The sequence below is a fragment of the Clavibacter sp. AC415 genome, assembly GCF_979252985.1.
The window spans coordinates 1-15,493 of record NZ_CEEDAR010000005.1; the positions used below are offsets into that span (position 1 = coordinate 1).

Consider the following 15,493-nt stretch of genomic DNA (forward strand, 5'->3'; position numbering starts at 1 on the left):
GTGCCGATGCACGAGCTCGACGCGGCCCTCGCGGGACTGGAGCCGGGGACGCGAGCCCTGGAGATCGACGGCCGCCGCGCATCGGCGTACCGGAGCGTGTACTTCGACACCCCCGAGCTCGCGAGCTTCCACCTGGCCGCGCACGGTCGGCGGCGCCGCTTCAAGGTCCGGACCCGCAGCTACGTCGACTCCGGCGAGTGCAACCTCGAGGTCAAGACCCGCGGCGGCCGCAGCAGCACCGTCAAGGACCGGGTCGCCCACGTCGCCGGCGACGAGCGGATGCTCACCGACGCGGGCCTCGCCCACGTCGACGCGACGCTGCAGGAGGCCGGCATCCGGGGCATCGCGCCCCAGCGGCTGCGGCCCACGCTCGTGACCGAGTACGACCGCACGACCCTGTTCGTCCCGAGCGATGAGAGTCGCGCGACCGTCGACACCTCCCTCGCCTGGATCCTCGACGACCGCCGCCTCGAACTCCCCCGCGTGGCGATCGTGGAGACCAAGTCCGGCTCCCGACCGTCCGCCGTCGACCGGCTCCTCTGGAGCCACGGGCACCGCCCCTCGACCATCTCGAAGTACGGCACGGGCCTCGCCGCCCTCCGCGACGACCTGCCCTCGAACAAGTGGAACCGGGTCCTCCGGCGCCACTTCGCCGACGGCCGCACCACCTCCACCTCCTCCGCCGCCTGAGCGCGGCATCCGAGCCACCCGCGCCGACCCGCGCCCACCGAAGGACACCCCATGAGCCCGAAGCGCTCCCTCCGCAATCCCACCGCCATCGCCGTCTCCCTCCTGCTGAGCGTCGGCCTCCTCGCCGGCTGCGGCATCGCCACGACCGGCGCCGACTCCTCGACCACGGCCTCGGCCGGGGTCGAGGTCGACGCCACCCAGAGCGCCGAGCAGGTCCTGGCCGCGAACGACGCCGTCACGGATGCCAGCGGCGACATCGACGAGTCGGCGGCCGTCGACGTCGCCCTCGACGGCGACACCGCGACGAGCTCCGGGGACGGCGTGACCGTCGACGGCAGCACCGTCACCATCACCGCGGCCGGCACCTACCGCATCAGCGGGACGCTCGACGACGGCCAGGTGGTCGTCGACACGGCCGACACCGGGACCGTCGCCCTGATCCTCGACGGCGCGAGCATCTCCTCCACCACGACGGCCGCGATCGACATCCGGCAGGCGGACGCCGCCATCATCTCGCTCGCCACCGGCACCGAGAACGCGCTGAGCGACGCCTCGTCCTACGACGACTCCGCCGAGGCGAACGCGGCGCTCTACAGCGCCACCGACCTCACCATCACCGGGACCGGCTCGCTCGCGGTGACCGGGAACGGGAACGACGGCATCGCCTCGCAGGACGGCCTGGTGATCGATTCCGGGAGCATCGCGGTCACCGCCGCCGACGACGGCATCCGCGGGAAGGACGCCCTCGTCATCCAGGGCGGGACGGTCAGCGTCACCGCCGGCGGCGACGGCCTCAAGTCCGACGACGACGAGGACCCGACGCGCGGGTTCATCTCCATCACCGACGGCGACGTGACCGTCACCGCGGACGACGACGGCCTCGCGGCCACGACCGACGTCATCATCACGGGCGGCACGCTCGACGTCACCACGGGCGGCGGCGCCGCGAACGCGGCCGCCGCAGCGACGGACTCCAGCGCGCAGGGCATCACCGCCGGCGTCATCGCGGTCATCGAGGGCGGGACGACCACCATCGACGCCCAGCACGACGCGATCAACGCCACGGGCGGATTCCACCTCGTCTCCGGCACCGTGGACGCCGCCGCCGGAGACGACGGTGTGCACGCCGACACCGCCCTCGTGATCGACGGCGGCACCCTCGACATCACGACCGCCGTCGAGGGGCTCGAGAGCGCCGCCATCACGGTCAACGGCGGGGAGACGTCCCTGGTCACCCAGGACGACGGCGTGAACGCGACCGTGGGCTCCACCACGACGGAGAGCGCGACCGGCACGGGCGACGCGGCCGCGGCGGCGGACGGCGCCGCAGCACCGGAGGCGGGTACCGCTCCTGCAGCCGGCACGGCCCCGACCGGGGGGCGCCCCGGAGGAGGGATGCGGACGGGCGGCGGAGGCATGGCCGGCGGCGGCGGAAGCGGTGATGACGGATCGACCCTGACCATCACCGGCGGCACCCTCGTCGTCGACGCGGAGGGCGACGGCCTGGACTCCAACGGGTCCGCCACCATCTCCGGCGGCACTGTCGTGGTGAACGGTCCCGAGGGCAGCGGGAACGGCGCGCTCGACGTGAACGGCACCCTCGACGTCTCCGCCGGCACCCTCCTCGCGGCCGGCAGCAGCGGCATGGTCGTCTCCCCGGCGACCACGAGCACCCAGGGCTGGATCTCCGCGACGCTCGACAGCACCTACGACGCCGGCACGACCGTGCAGATCCTGGACGCGGACGGGACCGTCGTCGCATCGTTCGAGGCGAGCAAGTCCTTCGGCAACATCGTCTACTCCTCCGACGCGATCACCACGGGCGAGAGCTACTCGGTCGCGATCGGCGGCACGGTCTCCGGTGCGAGCACGGGGGCCTCGCGGCGTCGGGCGACGCCACGGGAGCGGCCGCCTCCGTCACGGTCACCGCGGGTGAGGCCGCGACCGGCGGGATGGGCGGCCGCTAGCACCGGAGCTGCCCGCGGTCCCGCGGGCAGCAGGGAAGGGAGGTCCGGCGAGTCGCGGGGCCTCCCCTTCGTCGTCCCTCCCGCCCGCACCGAGCTCCTCGACGGGAATCCGCGCTCATAGGAGCGTCATCGACGCCTCATCGAATCGTCATCATGCAGCTCTGCACCCTGATCCCATGACCCACGAACCGACCCGACGCCCCTCCCGCCGCACCTTCCTCCTCGGCGGCGCCGCAGCCCTGGGCCTTGCTGCCACGGGGACTGGCTGGGCCCTTGACCGCTTCGTCGTCCCGCACGTAGAGATCGACGACGTCGACGCCTTCGAGGCCGCGAACGCCTCTACCGACACCGCCTCGACCAGTACCGGAACAGCGACCGTCACCGTCACCACCCGGACGCAGGGATCCGGCGACGACCTCGTCACCTACTACGTCGCCGACCTGCTCCTCACGGAGGCCACCGCGCTGCGGTCCGCGTTCGCGGACGACGCGTTCGGGGAGAACATCATCGACACGACCTCGAGCATCGCCGCGCAGAACGACGCGGCGTTCGCGATCAACGGCGACTACTACGGCTTCCGCGACACCGGCATCGTCATCCGGAACGGCGTCGCGTTCCGCGACGCGGGCGCCCGCGAGGGGCTGGCCTTCTACCGAGACGGTCACGCGGAGGTGTACGACGAGACCGCCACCAGCGCGGATGCGCTGGTCGCCGCGGGCGTCTGGAACACCCTCTCGTTCGGTCCCGCCGTCGTCCGCGACGGCGCCGAGGTCGCCGGCATCGACCAGGTCGAGGTCGACACGAACTTCGGCAACCACTCCATCCAGGGCCGCCAGCCCCGCACCTGCGTCGGCGTCATCGCCGCGAACCACCTCGCCCTGGTCGTCGTCGACGGACGGAGCGCCGGCTACAGCGCCGGCGTCACCCTGCCCGGTCTCGCCGCGATCATGCTCGACCTCGGCTGCGAGACCGCGTACAACATCGACGGCGGCGGATCCTCGACCATGGTCCACGACGGCGAGCTCGTGAACCGGCCGCTCGGGACGACGAGCGAGCGCGGCACCTCCGACATCCTCTACATCCCCACGAGCGCCGCATGATCGTCCTCATCCCCGCCTACGAGCCCGACGCCCGCCTCCCCGCGCTCGTGACCGCCCTCGTCGAGGCCCGCCCCGACGTGATCCCGGTCGTCGTCGACGACGGCAGCGGGCCCGGCCGCACCGCGACCTTCGACGCGACGCGGGCGGCCGGAGCCGTCGTCCTCACCCATCCGCGGAACCTCGGCAAGGGCCGCGCGCTGCGGACCGGCATCGCGTACGCCGGAGCCGCCCACCCCGGAGAGGACGTCGTGTGCGCCGACAGCGACGGGCAGCACACGGCCGTCGACGTGCTCCGCGTCGCCGACCACGTCCGCCGCACCGGCTCCATGGTGCTCGGCGGGCGGAGGTTCGACGGCGACGTGCCGCTCCGCAGCCGCTTCGGCAACGCGGTGTCCCGCGGACTCCTCCGCCGGGCGTCCGGGGGGAACGTCCACGACACGCAGACCGGGCTCCGCGGCTACCCGGCGGGATCCCTGGCGTGGCTGCTCGACGTGCCGGGGGACCGGTTCGAGTACGAGCTGCGGGTGCTGCTGCGGGCGCACGCCGACGGGCGACGGGTGGAGGAGATCCCCATCGAGACGCTCTACCTCGAGGGCAACGCGTCCTCGCACTTCCGCCCGATGACGGACTCGTGGAGGGTGCTCGCACCGCTCATCCTGCATGCCCTGGTCGCGATCGGGTCCTTCGTCCTCGACCTCATCGCCCTCTGGGCCCTGGTCGCCGTGACCGGAGAGCTCCTGATCGGCGTGATCGGCGCACGACTGATCAGCGGCACCGTCAACTTCCTCGCCAACCGCCGCCTCGTCCACACAGGCCGCGGTCCGGCCGCGCCGCTCCCCGCGGAAAGCGGCGCGAAGCGCCGTCTGCTCCTCGGGGAGGCGCTGCGGTACACGGCGCTCGCGTCGCTGGTCGCGCTCGGCGACGTCGTGCTCCTGGAAGCACTCACGACGGCCGGCATCCCATTGCTCCTGGCCAAGATCGGCGCGGGAGCCGCCCTGTTCGTCGCCGGCTTCGCCGTGCAGCGCACGCTCGTCTTCCGGCGGCACGCGGTGGAACCCGGCCCCGTGCCGGCAGCCGTCGATGCCGCCACCGCTCCACCGGCCGCGTCGGGGCGGCGTCCCACCTCGCCCGGGTTCATGGCCGGTCCATAGCCGTGCCAGGGCCGGCTCATGCGTCGATGCCGCTGAATCGGGGCATGAGCGCACCGATGCATGCACCGCCACCACCTGCACCAGCACCTGCACCTGCACCTGCACCTGCACCTGCACCAGCACCTTCCGCCCCCGCACCGCGGGCCGACGCGGCGCTGCGGGCGGCGGGACGACGGCGGTCGCGCATGACGCGGCTCCTCGGTGCCGCGGCATGGGCCTCCGCCGTGGTGGCGGTGCTGCTGTGGGCGACGTCCGACGCGGCACGCATCACCGGCGACGGACGGATCCTGATCGTCCTCGGGATCATCGCGGGACTCATCGGCACCGACCTGATCCTGGTCATGCTCGTCCTCGCGGCCCGCGTGCCGCTGATCGACCGCCTCGTCGGCCATGACGCGGCCATGGCGCTGCACGGGCGCCTGGGAAAGCCCGCCCTCCACCTCCTCCTCGCCCACGGCGCGCTGCTGGTGGTCGGCTACTCCCTCGACTCCGGCGAGGGCATCGGGCCGATGGTCGTGGCGCTGTGGGAGACGACCGACGTCCGGCTCGCGATCCTCGGCCTCGGCGCCCTCGTGGCCGTCGTCGTGAGCTCCGTGATCGCCGTGCGCCGCATGCTCCCGTACGAGGCGTGGCACGGCGTGCATCTCCTGTCCTATGCCGCGGTGGTCCTCGCCGTCCCGCACCAGCTGCAGCAGGGACAGGTCCTCGCGGAGACGTCGTGGCAGCGGGCGTACTGGATCGCGCTGTACGCGATCGCGCTCGGCTGCATCGCGGTCTTCCGCTTCGGCACGCCCGTCCTCCTGTCCCTCCGGCACCGGGTGGTCGTGGACCGCGTCGAGCCGCTCGGCGACGACGTGGTGTCCCTCCATCTCCGCGGTCGCCTGCTCGACCGCCTGCCCGCGCGGGGCGGTCAGTTCCTCATGTGGCGGTTCTGGGGAGCGGGGACCTGGTGGCACGCGCACCCGCTCTCGCTGTCCGCCGCACCCGACGGCACGGGCCTGCGGCTCACGGTGCGGGCCCTGGGGCGCGGCAGCGGCGGCCTCGCTCGGCTCCGGCCCGGGACGCCCGTGTCGTTCGCCGGACCGTACGGCGTCTTCACGGCGGCCAGCCGCACCCGCCCCCGCATCGCGGTCGCCGCCGCGGGGATCGGGATCACCCCCGTCCGCGCGTTCCTCGAGGACGTCTCCGCGCCGGCGGGATCGGTGACCATCCTGCTCCGCGCGCGCGATGCCCGGGAGACGCACCTCTGGGACGAGGTCATCGCGTGGGCCGCCGCCCGCGGTCACCGCGTCCTGACCAGCGTCGGCTCCCGCGGCAGCGGACCCGGCGCGTGGCTGGCCGACGAGCAGGCCGGCCAGGGCCACCGCATCGCCACGGTCTTCCCCGACCTCGACGGCTCGGACCTCTACGTCTGCGGACCCGCACGCTGGGCGGACCTCGTCGAGGCCGACGCACGCGCCGCGGGGCTGCCGCGCGCACAGCTCCACCGCGAGCGCTTCAGCTGGTGACGGCACCGCATCACCCCCACGAAGGAGAAGGACGCATGCACGACGAGGACACCACATGGACGCGGCGCATGATCACGGGGCTCACGACGGGCATCGCCCTCGTGGGCGCCGGGGCGCTCGGCTCGACCGTCTACCTGACGCAGGCCGTGCTCGCGGACGACGCCGGCGCCCCGACGACGTCCGCCGTCGTCCCCGCGGACCCGAGCACCGACGACGCGGCCGCTACCTCGACCCCGGTGGATCCCTCGACGGGCTCGGGAGGCGGGTCGACGGGCTCCGGATCGACCGGCTCCGACACCTCGACCGGCTCCGGCACGTCTACCGGCTCCGACACGTCTACCGGCTCGGGGACGACCGACTCCGGCGTGAGCGCCGGGACCGGGTCCGGCTCCTCGGCGCGGACGTCGGGGTCCTGACGTGCGCACCGTGGTCGATCGACCGCCCGCGAGCGGGGAGCGCTCGTGGGACCTCTGGACCACGACGGCGCAGGTCGTCGTGCAGAGCCCGGATCCCCGTGCCCTCGATGCGGCCGTCGACGCGGTCCGCCGGGTGACCTCCGCGGTCGACCGGGCGTGCAGCCGGTTCCGGCCCGACTCGGAGCTCATGGCGCGCGCCGCGGACCTCGAGCGCGGGTGCGCGGTCTCGCCGCTCCTCGCCGACCTCATGCGGACGGCGCTGGGCGCCGCGGAGGCCACCGACGGCGACGTCGATCCCACGCTCGGCGCCGAGCTGATCAGCCTCGGCTGCGACCTCGACCGGCGGGGCGCGGCACCCCGCCCCGTCGCGCATGGCGACGGGCGGCGCGCGGCGAGCGATCTCCCGCGCGGGAGCGCCGAGCGCACGCCGCGGTGGCGGGACGTCGAGCTCCGGGGAACGCGGCTGCGAATCCCCGCCGGCGTCGTGGTCGACCTGGGGGCGACCGCCAAGGCGTGGACGGCCGACCGCGCCGCGGAAGGCGCGGCGGCGGCCTCCGGCGCGGCGGTCCTCGTGTCGCTCGGCGGCGACATCGCCACGGCGGGGGACGGTCCCGCGGAGGGCTGGCAGGTCCTCGTCCAGGACACGGACGAGGACCCCGCGCAGGTCGTCTCGCTGCGCAGCGGCTGGGCGGTCGCGACCTCGAGCACGCGGCGCCGGAGGTGGGAGCACGACGGCACGCCCGTGCACCACATCCTCGATCCCCGCTGGGGCGTGCCGGCCGCCCCGCTGTGGCGCTCGGTCACTGTGGCGTCCGCGACCTGCGTGGGCGCGAACACCTGGTCCACGGCGGCGGTCGTCCGCGGCTCCCGCGCCGTGCGGGACCTGTCGTCCCGGTGCCTCGCCGCCCGCCTCGTCGCGGCCGATCGGACGGTGATCAGGACCCCGCTCTGGCCGGAGGACCGTGGAGACGCACGGATGCCCTGATCGGCGGACGGCCGCGATGCCGCCGGTCCGCAGCGGCCATCGCGTCCTCGCGCCGGGCACCCGTCCCTACGCTGGAGCGGTGCAGCGGCTGGGGGACCGGGTGGAGGATCGACCGGCTCCGCGGGACGACGCCCGCGGGAGGGTCGCCGTGACCACGGGGCTCATCGCCCTCGGCGCGTTCGCGCTGCTCTGGTGCCTGATGTGGATCCCGTCCGCCGTGCTCGGCTCCGGCTGGCTGATCCTCTACCCGCTGTTCCTCGTGGCCTGGGTCCCGATCGGGATCCTCGCGCTGGTCAGCCTCGTGTCCGCCGTGATGTCGCTGGCCCGGCGGGAGGGTCGGAGGAGGCGCGCGATCGCGATGCTCGTCGTCGACGCGGTGTTCCTCGTCGTGTCCCCGTCGGTGCTCTGGCTGGGCGCCTTCCCGCTGCTCGCCCTCGTCACCCCCGCCCCCGCGTGACGCGCGCGGACTCCGTCAGCCGTTCGAGCAGGTCTCCGTCGCCGCGGTCTGGCCGGTGACGCCCTCCGGCAGCACGGCGGGGAGGGGCGGCCGAGCCGTCCGACGCGGGCGGAGCCGGATCCGCCGGGGGAGCAGCCGCGGGATCCGTCGGCTCGGCGAGCACCACACCCTGACCCGTGCTGTCGGGCGCGAGGGCGAAGTCCGCGTCGGAGGCGATGAGCCGCATCATCCGATCCCCGGTCGCCACGTCCTGCGCGACGCGGCCGCTCTCCAGGTACGTGGTCGGGTACTGCACGAACACGAACTCGTCGAGCGGGATGTCCTTGATGGTGAGCGCGAGCGACGTGATCGCCGCGGGGCTGTCGAGCGAGGTGGAGAGGCTCATGTTGTCCACGGCGGCGCGCGCGATGCCGTAGAGCTTCGCCGGGTTGGTGAGGGTGTCGGAGCTGGTGATGGTCCGCAGCAGCGCGCTGAGGAACACCTGCTGGTTGCTGATGCGGGAGAGGTCGCTGTTGTCCCCGATGCCATGACGGAGGCGGAGGAACTGCACCGCATCCTCGCCCTGGAGGGGCACGACGCCGGCGGGGAGGTCGAGCTCGGTCCGCCAGTCGTCGATCGGGTTGGCCAGGCAGACGGGGACGCCGCCGACGGCGTTGGACATCTCGATCACGCCGGTGAACTGGATGACGCCGCCGTAGGGGATGTCGAGGCCCGTGATGCTCTCCACGGCGCGCACGACGCAGGGGAGCCCGCCGTTCTTGAGCGCGACGTTGATCTGCACGTCGTCCTGCGCCGGCACCTCCGTGATGCCGTCCTGGCTCCAGCAGGCGGGCATGGTCATGAGCATGTCGCGGGGGAAGGAGATGACGGTGGCGCGGGTGTGGTCCTCGCTGACGTGGAGCAGCATCGTGACGTCGTTGAGGTTGCCGGTCTGGACGCCGGCGCCCGTGCCGAAGCCGTCGCCCTGGCCCTCGCGGGTGTCGCCGCCGACGAGGAGCACGTTGGCCCCGCCGTCGATCGCGCCGATCGAGGGCGGCAGGGCGTCCCCGTCGGAGATGTCGACCGAGTTGGCCTGGACGGTGCGGGCGATGTCCCACGCGGCGATCGCGGCGACGGATCCGCTGCCGACCACGGCGACCGCGGTCACCACGCCGATCGCGGCGGCCACCGTGCGCGAGGCGCTCGGCCTCCGCAGGCGGCCGTGGCGGGCGATGCCCTCGGTGCCCCGGCGTCCCACCCTGGTGGTCTCGGTCATGGCGCTCCTCCGTCGACGGATGGGGACGGGTATCCCTCGCCGAGGCTAGGCGCGGATCCGCGGGCACGCCAGGTCCTGCCCGGCAGACCCCTCGCACTGGGGCGGTCCCGATCGAGGCGTTGCGGGCGGTCACCAGCCCTGCGCGGACCCGCTGCCGCGAGAGGCGCGCCGGCCCGCGGCACGGGGCCTCCGCACCGGGGCTGCCACGATGGCCCCATGCAGATCGACGTCGGGCACGGCCGCAGCGGCACGGACGTCCGGCGTGTGCTGGAGGCCCTTCCGGACTGGTTCGGCGACCCCGACGCGATCGACGCGTACGTCGTGGACGCCGAGAGCGACCGGTACGACAGCCTCCTGGCATCCGACGGCACGCAGGTGCTCGGTGTCGCCCTCGTCCACCGGCACTTCCCGGAGGCCGCGGAGCTGCACCTGATCGCCGTCGCTCCGGAGGCGCAGGGGCGGGGCATCGGCCGGCTCCTCGTCGAGCGCGTGAGCGCCGATCTCGCGGCGAGCGGATGCGCCGTCCTCTCCGTCCACACGGTCGGGCCGTCCTTCGACCACGAGCCGTACGCGCGCACGCGCCGCTTCTCCGGGCGCCTCGGGTTCCTGCCGCTCGAGGAGCACACGGGCCTCGACTGGTCGGGGCCCACCCTCATCCTGGTCCGGCCCCTGCGCTGACGGGACCGGCGAGGCGTCTCGCGCGTCGACGTCTGGGCCGGGCGCATCAGGCGTCCCCGCGACCGATCGAGGACGGCAGCTCCCGATGCGCCTCCACCTCGTCGACGAGGGTCCGCACCGTCCCGCCCACGACGTGCCGGACCACCCCGACCGGATGCGCCTCAGGCCTCCCGCGTCCACACCCGCATCTCGCCGGCGCCCCGGTTGGCCCACGAGGAGTACGGCACGAAGACCAGCTCCGCGTCCTCGGAGGTGACCGGGCCGCTGCGGTAGAGGCCGTCCCCGACGACGTCGGCGCGGCGGCCGCGCGCGGTCACGACGTGCGTCCCGTCCGCGTCACGGGCGGACAGGTCCGCGTCCGCCGGCAGGGACAGCATGTGCAGCATCGCGCCGTTGTCGGCCTCCTCGAGCGCGTGCACCATGGGTCCGCGAGCGATCGCGACCCGGCCGGCGTGGTCGACCAGCCGGGGGTCGGGGCGGAGGCGGCGCGGGGCGGTGTCGAGCTGCAGCACGAGCTCCTCGCCGTCCTGCCAGCGCCGTGTCACGGTCGCGTAGCCGTCCTCGCCGAGCAGGTCGCCGTCGTCGAGGTCGAGCGGCCGGCCGTCGAGGTGCAGCGTCGTCGTCGCCGACCACGCGGGCACGCGGACGCGGAGCGTGAGCTCGCCGTCGGGGGCGTCCACCACGCGGAGCGCGACCCGGCCGCTGCCGTGCACGTCCGCATCCACCGCGACGACGGCCACCGCGTCGCCCACGGGCACGCGCACGATCCCCGACACCGGCACGTGCACCACCAGCTCGGCGTCGCCCGTCGCGAAGGCGTAGGACCCGAGTGACGTGAGGAGCCGGGCGAGGTTCGGGGGCAGCATGCGACGTCGAACCAGGCGCTCCGCTCGATGCCGCCGCGGCTCGCGAGGGGGTTGTCGTAGAAGAAGCACGTGCCGTCGTCCGACAGGCCGGCCAGCACGCCGTTGTAGAGGGCGAGCTCCATCACGTCCCCGTAGCGCCGGTGCCGGTCGATGCGGAGCATCCGCTGCGCCCACATCATGAGCCCGATCGCGGCGCACGTCTCCGCGTACGCGGTCTCGTCGGGCAGGTCGAAGTCCCGGGTGAATCCCTCGTTGACGGCGGAGCTGCCGATCCCGCCGGTCACGTACATGCGCCGCGTGGTCAGGTGCTCCCACAGTCCCCGGCATGCCGCGAGGAGCGACTCGTCGTCCTGCTCGCGCGCCAGGTCCGCCATCGCGGAGTACAGGTACATGGCGCGGACGGAGTGGCCGACCGCCTCGTGCTGGTCCCGCACCGGGGCGTGGGCCTGCAGGTACTCGCGACTGCGGCCGGGGTGGGCCTCGCCGCTGAACTGGTCGCCGAAGTACCCGGGGGTCCCGCGGCGCTCCGCCTCGAGGTCGAAGAAGTAGGGCTCGGTGCCGCGCTCCTCGACGAAGTAGGACGCGAGGTCGAGGTAGCGGCGCTCGCCGGTGGCCGCGGCGAGCTTCACCAGGGCGAGCTCGATCTCCTCGTGGCCGTCGTAGCCGCGGATCTGCCCCTCGCCCCGGCCGAACACCGTCCCGATGAGGTCCGCGTAGCGGCGCATCACGTCGAGCAGGGTCGTCTTGCCGGTCGCGGCGTGGTGCGCCACGGCGGCCTCGATCAGGTGCCCCGCGCAGTAGAGCTCGTGGGCGTCGCGGAGGTCGGTGAAGCGCTCCTCGGGCGCGATGACCGTGAAGTACGTGTTGAGGTAGCCGTCGTCGCCCTGGGCGGAGGCGAGGAGGGCGATCACGTCGTCGAGGCGGGCGTCGAGCTCTGGGTCGGGGTGGGAGACGAGGCTGTAGCTGGCCGCCTCGATCCACTTGGCGATGTCGCTGTCCCAGAAGATGTGGGGCACGGGATCGCCGTCCTCCTGCTGGTGGCGGAGGGACTCCAGGTGCCCGATGGTCTCGAGCTGGTGGTACTGGAAGGGGATCGTCTCGGTGCGGACGGTCTCGATGCGGGGGCTCCAGAAGGAGTCGGCGATGTCGACGTCGGCGAGGGGGGCGGGCGTCGTCGCCCGGTGCGTGCGGTGTGCGTCCATGGGGTGTCCTTCGGTGGGGAGGGGATCGGCGGCGGCGCGGCGGGTGGTCATCCCTTGAGCGCGCCCGAGGTGAAGCCGCGGACGTAGTAGCGCTGCAGGAAGAGGAACAGGAGCAGGCAGGGGAGGGCCGACACGATCACGCCGGCCTGCAGCGCGCCGTAGTCCACCGAGCCGAGCGCCCCGGTGCGCAGGCTCACCAGCGCCACGGGGAGGGTGAAGAGGTCGCCGCTGGTCAGGAAGATCAGCGGCGCGATGAACTCGTTCCAGGATGACAGGAACGCGTACAGGCCGACCGTCACGAGCCCCGGCACGGTGCCGCGCAGCAGCACGCGGAAGAACGCCCCGGCGACGCTGCACCCGTCCATGAGGGCGGCCTCGTCGAGCTCCTTCGGCAGCGCCTCGAAGGAGTTCCGCATCATGAAGAGGCTGAACGGCAGCTGCAGCATGACCATCACCAGGGCGAGCCCGACGAGGGAGTCCTGCAGGTCGAGCCAGCCGAGCAGCACGTAGAGGGGGATGAGGATCGTGGCGTACGGCACCATCAGGATCGCCAGCGTGAGGATGAAGAGCACGTTCCGCCCGCGGAACGGGAGCCGCGCGAACGCGTACCCGCCGAACGCGGAGACGACGAGCACGCCCGCGACGGTCATGAGGGCGACCGCCGTGGTGTTCAGCAGGTAGGTGCCGAGGCCGCTGCCGTACTCGACGACGCTCTGGTAGTTGGCGAAGCCGAAGCCGCCCTCGGGGGAGGCGCCGGTGCCGAACAGCGACCCGTGCAGGGTCCACAGCAGCGGGAGCAGGAACAGCAGCGCGAGGACGGTGCTGGTGACGTGGTGGGCGGCGATGCCCAGGGTCTTGGTTCGCTTCATGACGGCCTCACGCGGTGTTGTCACGTCGGAGCAACGTGAACTGGATCAGGTTGAGCACCAGCAGGAACGCCAGCACCACGAGCGACAGGGCGGCCGCGGTGCCGAGGTCGAACTGCACGAACGCCTTGCGGTACAGGGCGACGACGAGGGTGACGGTGGAGTTGTCGGGCCCGCCGCTGGTGAGGATGTAGAACTGGTCGAACGCCAGCACGGATCCGGTCACCGAGAGGATCAGCATGAGCGCGATCGACGGGCGGAGCAGCGGCAGCGTCACCGAGACGAAGGTGCGCCACCAGGAGGCCCCGTCGACGCGGGCGGCCTCGTAGACCTCGTCCGGGATCGCCTGCAGGCCCGTCAGCAGGATGAGCATGTAGAAGCCGGAGAAGCGCCAGACGACGAGGAGCACGGTCGACCAGAGCGCGCCGGTGGGCGTCGAGATCCAGTTGAGCGGCCCGATGCCCACGAGTCCGAGCAGCTCGTTGAGGCCGCTGTCCTTCTGCGTGTACAGCCCGTAGAACAGCAGGCTCGTGGAGGCGAGGCCGATGGCGGCCGGGATGAAGAACGCTGTCCGGTATAGCGCCGTGCCCGGGCGGGACTGTTGCACGAGGAGCGCGAGCCCGAGCGCGACGGCGCTGAGGAGCACGGTGGTGATGACGGTGTACAGCGCCGTGAATCCGATGGCCGTGACGAACAGCGGGTCGCTGATCTCGGTGAAGTTGGCTCCCCAGTTCGGCGAGGAGGCGCCGATGAGCGGCCAGTCGTTGAACGCCATCCAGATGAGGAGGACGAGGGGGACGACGAACACGACGCCGACGACGAGGGCCGTCGGGGTCGCGAACAGGAGTCCGGTGCGCGCCGTGTCGCGGGAGAGCGGACGGCGGGAGCGCGGGGTGGCGGGCTGCGGCCGCGGGGCGGCGGCGGGCAGCCGGGTCGTGGTGGTCATGGTCGAGCCTTCCCGGGAGGGGGTGACCGGCCGCCGCCTCCGGGGAGGCGGCGGCCGCGTGGGGGAGGGCTACTGGCCCGACTGGAGGGCGGAGGTGATGGCGTCGTTGTCGGCGGCGCGCTTGCCGGCGTCGCCGAACACCTGGTCGCGGAAGTACGTCGTCCAGGGGCCGTTGGCGTCGTTGAAGGTGGCGCCGAAGGCGTTCGACTTGGGCGTCTCGCCCACCTCGACGAGCGCCGTCATCGCGGCCACGTTCGGGTCCGCCTGGCTGTACTGGTTGTCGGCGAGGTCGGTGCGGGCCGGCAGGTAGCCGCCCTTGGCCAGCACCTCGATCTGGGCCTCGTCGGACAGGGTCCACGAGACGAAGTCCCACGCGGCGGCGGCCTCCTCGCTGGTGGCGGAGATGCTGAGCGTGTCCCCGCCGAGGAAGGTCGAGGTGCCGCCGTCGACGCCGGGGATGGGCGCGACGCCCACCTCGAGGGCGTCGCTCTGCTCGAACGACCCGTAGGCCGTCGCGCCGAGCGGCTGGATGCCGATGGAGCCGTCCGCGAAGACCTGGTTGAAGGTCGCGCCGGTCTCGGTCTGCGCGCCCTCCGGGGCGAGCCCCTTCTCCCAGATCTCGCGGTAGAGGGCATAGACGTCGCCGGCGTCGTCGGAGTCGAGCTCCGCCTCGGTGCCGTCCTCGTTCAGCACGTCGCCACCGCCGGCCCAGACGGAGGGCCAGGTGGTGAAGAGCATGCAGCCGCCGCAGTTGCCGCCGAAGTAGAAGCCGTTCACGTCGCCGCCGAGCGCGTCGATCTTCTCTGCGGCCTCGACCCACCCGGTGAGCGTCGTGGGAGGCGTCTCGGGGTCGAGGCCCGCCTCCTCGAACAGGACCTTGTTGTAGAACATCGCGGAGAGGTCGAGGTCGTGGGGGACGGCGTAGTTCTTGCCGTCCTGCTCGCCGACGGACATGTGGCCGGGGGCGAGGTCGTCCTTGAACGGGAGCGCGTCGACCTCGGTCGTGATGTCGCGGAAGATGCCCTGCTGGATGTAGTTGGGCGTGAAGACGACGTCGCTGGAGACGACGTCGGGCAGCTGACCGCTGCCGGCGGCGGAGCCGACCTTCTGCTGGTAGGCGTCGAACGGGATGACGGTCAGGTCGACCTGGTTCTCGTGGGACGCGTTGTAGGCGTCCACCAGGGCCGTCGTGAAGTCGCTCGTCGATGAGCGGGTCCACATGGTGATGGTGGTGCCGTCGTCGGTTGCGGTGACGGGGGCGGCGTCGCCCCCACCGCCGCCGGCTGCGGCCTGGCAGCCGCTCAGCACGACGGCGCCGAGGGCGAGGCCCGCGATGCCGGCGAGGCCGCGGGCTCGAGTGCGGTGGGACATGGGATCTCCTTCGATCGGTGCGGTCGGGTACCGCG

Annotated in this window: 14 protein-coding genes and 1 pseudogene; 9 read left to right on the top strand and 6 right to left on the bottom strand. The window is 73.1% G+C overall.

Annotated elements, in window-relative coordinates; all coding sequences use genetic code 11:
* The 8 genes from ACZ411_RS01400 to ACZ411_RS01435 form a co-directional block, all read left to right on the top strand.
* The coding region (locus tag ACZ411_RS01400) for a polyphosphate polymerase domain-containing protein (RefSeq protein WP_464167963.1) at nucleotides 1–690 on the top strand (690 nt) is incomplete at its 5' end.
* Between the two features lie 51 nt (nucleotides 691–741).
* Entirely contained in the window at nucleotides 742–2,778 is a 2,037-nt protein-coding gene (locus ACZ411_RS01405) for a carbohydrate-binding domain-containing protein (RefSeq protein ID WP_464167965.1), read from the top strand.
* Between the two features lie 55 nt (nucleotides 2,779–2,833).
* Nucleotides 2,834–3,757: a phosphodiester glycosidase family protein gene (locus ACZ411_RS01410; protein ID WP_464167967.1), complete on the top strand. Its 924-nt coding sequence runs from the start codon at nucleotides 2,834–2,836 to the stop codon at nucleotides 3,755–3,757.
* Nucleotides 3,754–4,908, top strand: a complete 1,155-nt coding sequence (locus ACZ411_RS01415; protein ID WP_464167969.1) for a glycosyltransferase — start codon at nucleotides 3,754–3,756, stop codon at nucleotides 4,906–4,908. Before ACZ411_RS01410 ends, ACZ411_RS01415 begins: the two co-directional genes overlap by 4 nt.
* 44 nt (nucleotides 4,909–4,952) lie before the next feature.
* Nucleotides 4,953–6,416, top strand: coding sequence for a ferredoxin reductase family protein (locus ACZ411_RS01420; RefSeq protein WP_464167971.1), 1,464 nt, complete (start codon nucleotides 4,953–4,955; stop codon nucleotides 6,414–6,416).
* A gap of 35 nt (nucleotides 6,417–6,451) precedes the next feature.
* Nucleotides 6,452–6,832 carry a hypothetical protein gene (locus ACZ411_RS01425; protein ID WP_464167973.1) on the top strand — a complete coding sequence of 127 codons (381 nt, stop codon included), beginning with the start codon at nucleotides 6,452–6,454 and terminating at the stop codon, nucleotides 6,830–6,832.
* Nucleotides 6,833–6,842: 10 nt separating this feature from the next.
* A complete protein-coding gene (locus ACZ411_RS01430; RefSeq protein WP_464167975.1) occupies nucleotides 6,843–7,817 on the top strand; it encodes an FAD:protein FMN transferase in 975 nt (324 codons plus the stop codon).
* A gap of 148 nt (nucleotides 7,818–7,965) precedes the next feature.
* The gene (locus tag ACZ411_RS01435; protein ID WP_464167978.1) at nucleotides 7,966–8,274 is read left to right on the top strand and encodes a hypothetical protein; all 309 of its coding nucleotides are present in this window, start codon (nucleotides 7,966–7,968) and stop codon (nucleotides 8,272–8,274) included.
* On the opposite strand, the gene ACZ411_RS01440 is transcribed toward ACZ411_RS01435, so the two are convergent.
* Nucleotides 8,255–9,529: an LCP family protein gene (locus tag ACZ411_RS01440; protein WP_464167980.1), complete on the bottom strand. Its 1,275-nt coding sequence runs from the start codon at nucleotides 9,527–9,529 to the stop codon at nucleotides 8,255–8,257. The genes ACZ411_RS01435 and ACZ411_RS01440 overlap by 20 nt on opposite strands.
* A gap of 216 nt (nucleotides 9,530–9,745) precedes the next feature.
* Between ACZ411_RS01440 and ACZ411_RS01445 the strand changes: the two genes are divergently transcribed.
* A complete protein-coding gene (locus tag ACZ411_RS01445) occupies nucleotides 9,746–10,207 on the top strand; it encodes a GNAT family N-acetyltransferase (RefSeq protein WP_464167982.1) in 462 nt (153 codons plus the stop codon).
* Between the two features lie 161 nt (nucleotides 10,208–10,368).
* Here ACZ411_RS01445 and ACZ411_RS01450 read toward each other — a convergent pair whose 3' ends face one another.
* From ACZ411_RS01450 to ACZ411_RS01470, 5 genes and pseudogenes are all read right to left on the bottom strand, one after another.
* Entirely contained in the window at nucleotides 10,369–11,073 is a 705-nt protein-coding gene (locus ACZ411_RS01450; protein ID WP_464167985.1) for a glycoside hydrolase family 127 protein, read from the bottom strand.
* Nucleotides 11,070–12,326: pseudogene (locus ACZ411_RS01455) on the bottom strand (glycoside hydrolase family 127 protein); the annotation flags it as partial. The pseudogene ACZ411_RS01455 and the gene ACZ411_RS01450, both read right to left, overlap by 4 nt.
* Entirely contained in the window at nucleotides 12,323–13,144 is an 822-nt protein-coding gene (locus ACZ411_RS01460; protein ID WP_104289353.1) for a carbohydrate ABC transporter permease, read from the bottom strand. The gene ACZ411_RS01460 and the pseudogene ACZ411_RS01455, both read right to left, overlap by 4 nt.
* Nucleotides 13,145–13,151: 7 nt before the next feature.
* A complete protein-coding gene (locus ACZ411_RS01465) occupies nucleotides 13,152–14,087 on the bottom strand; it encodes a carbohydrate ABC transporter permease (protein ID WP_094115902.1) in 936 nt (311 codons plus the stop codon).
* A 69-nt stretch (nucleotides 14,088–14,156) separates the two neighbouring features.
* On the bottom strand, nucleotides 14,157–15,458 hold the full coding sequence (locus ACZ411_RS01470; RefSeq protein ID WP_464167990.1) for an ABC transporter substrate-binding protein: 1,302 nt from the start codon (nucleotides 15,456–15,458) through the stop codon (nucleotides 14,157–14,159).
* Nucleotides 15,459–15,493 lie beyond the last annotated feature (35 nt).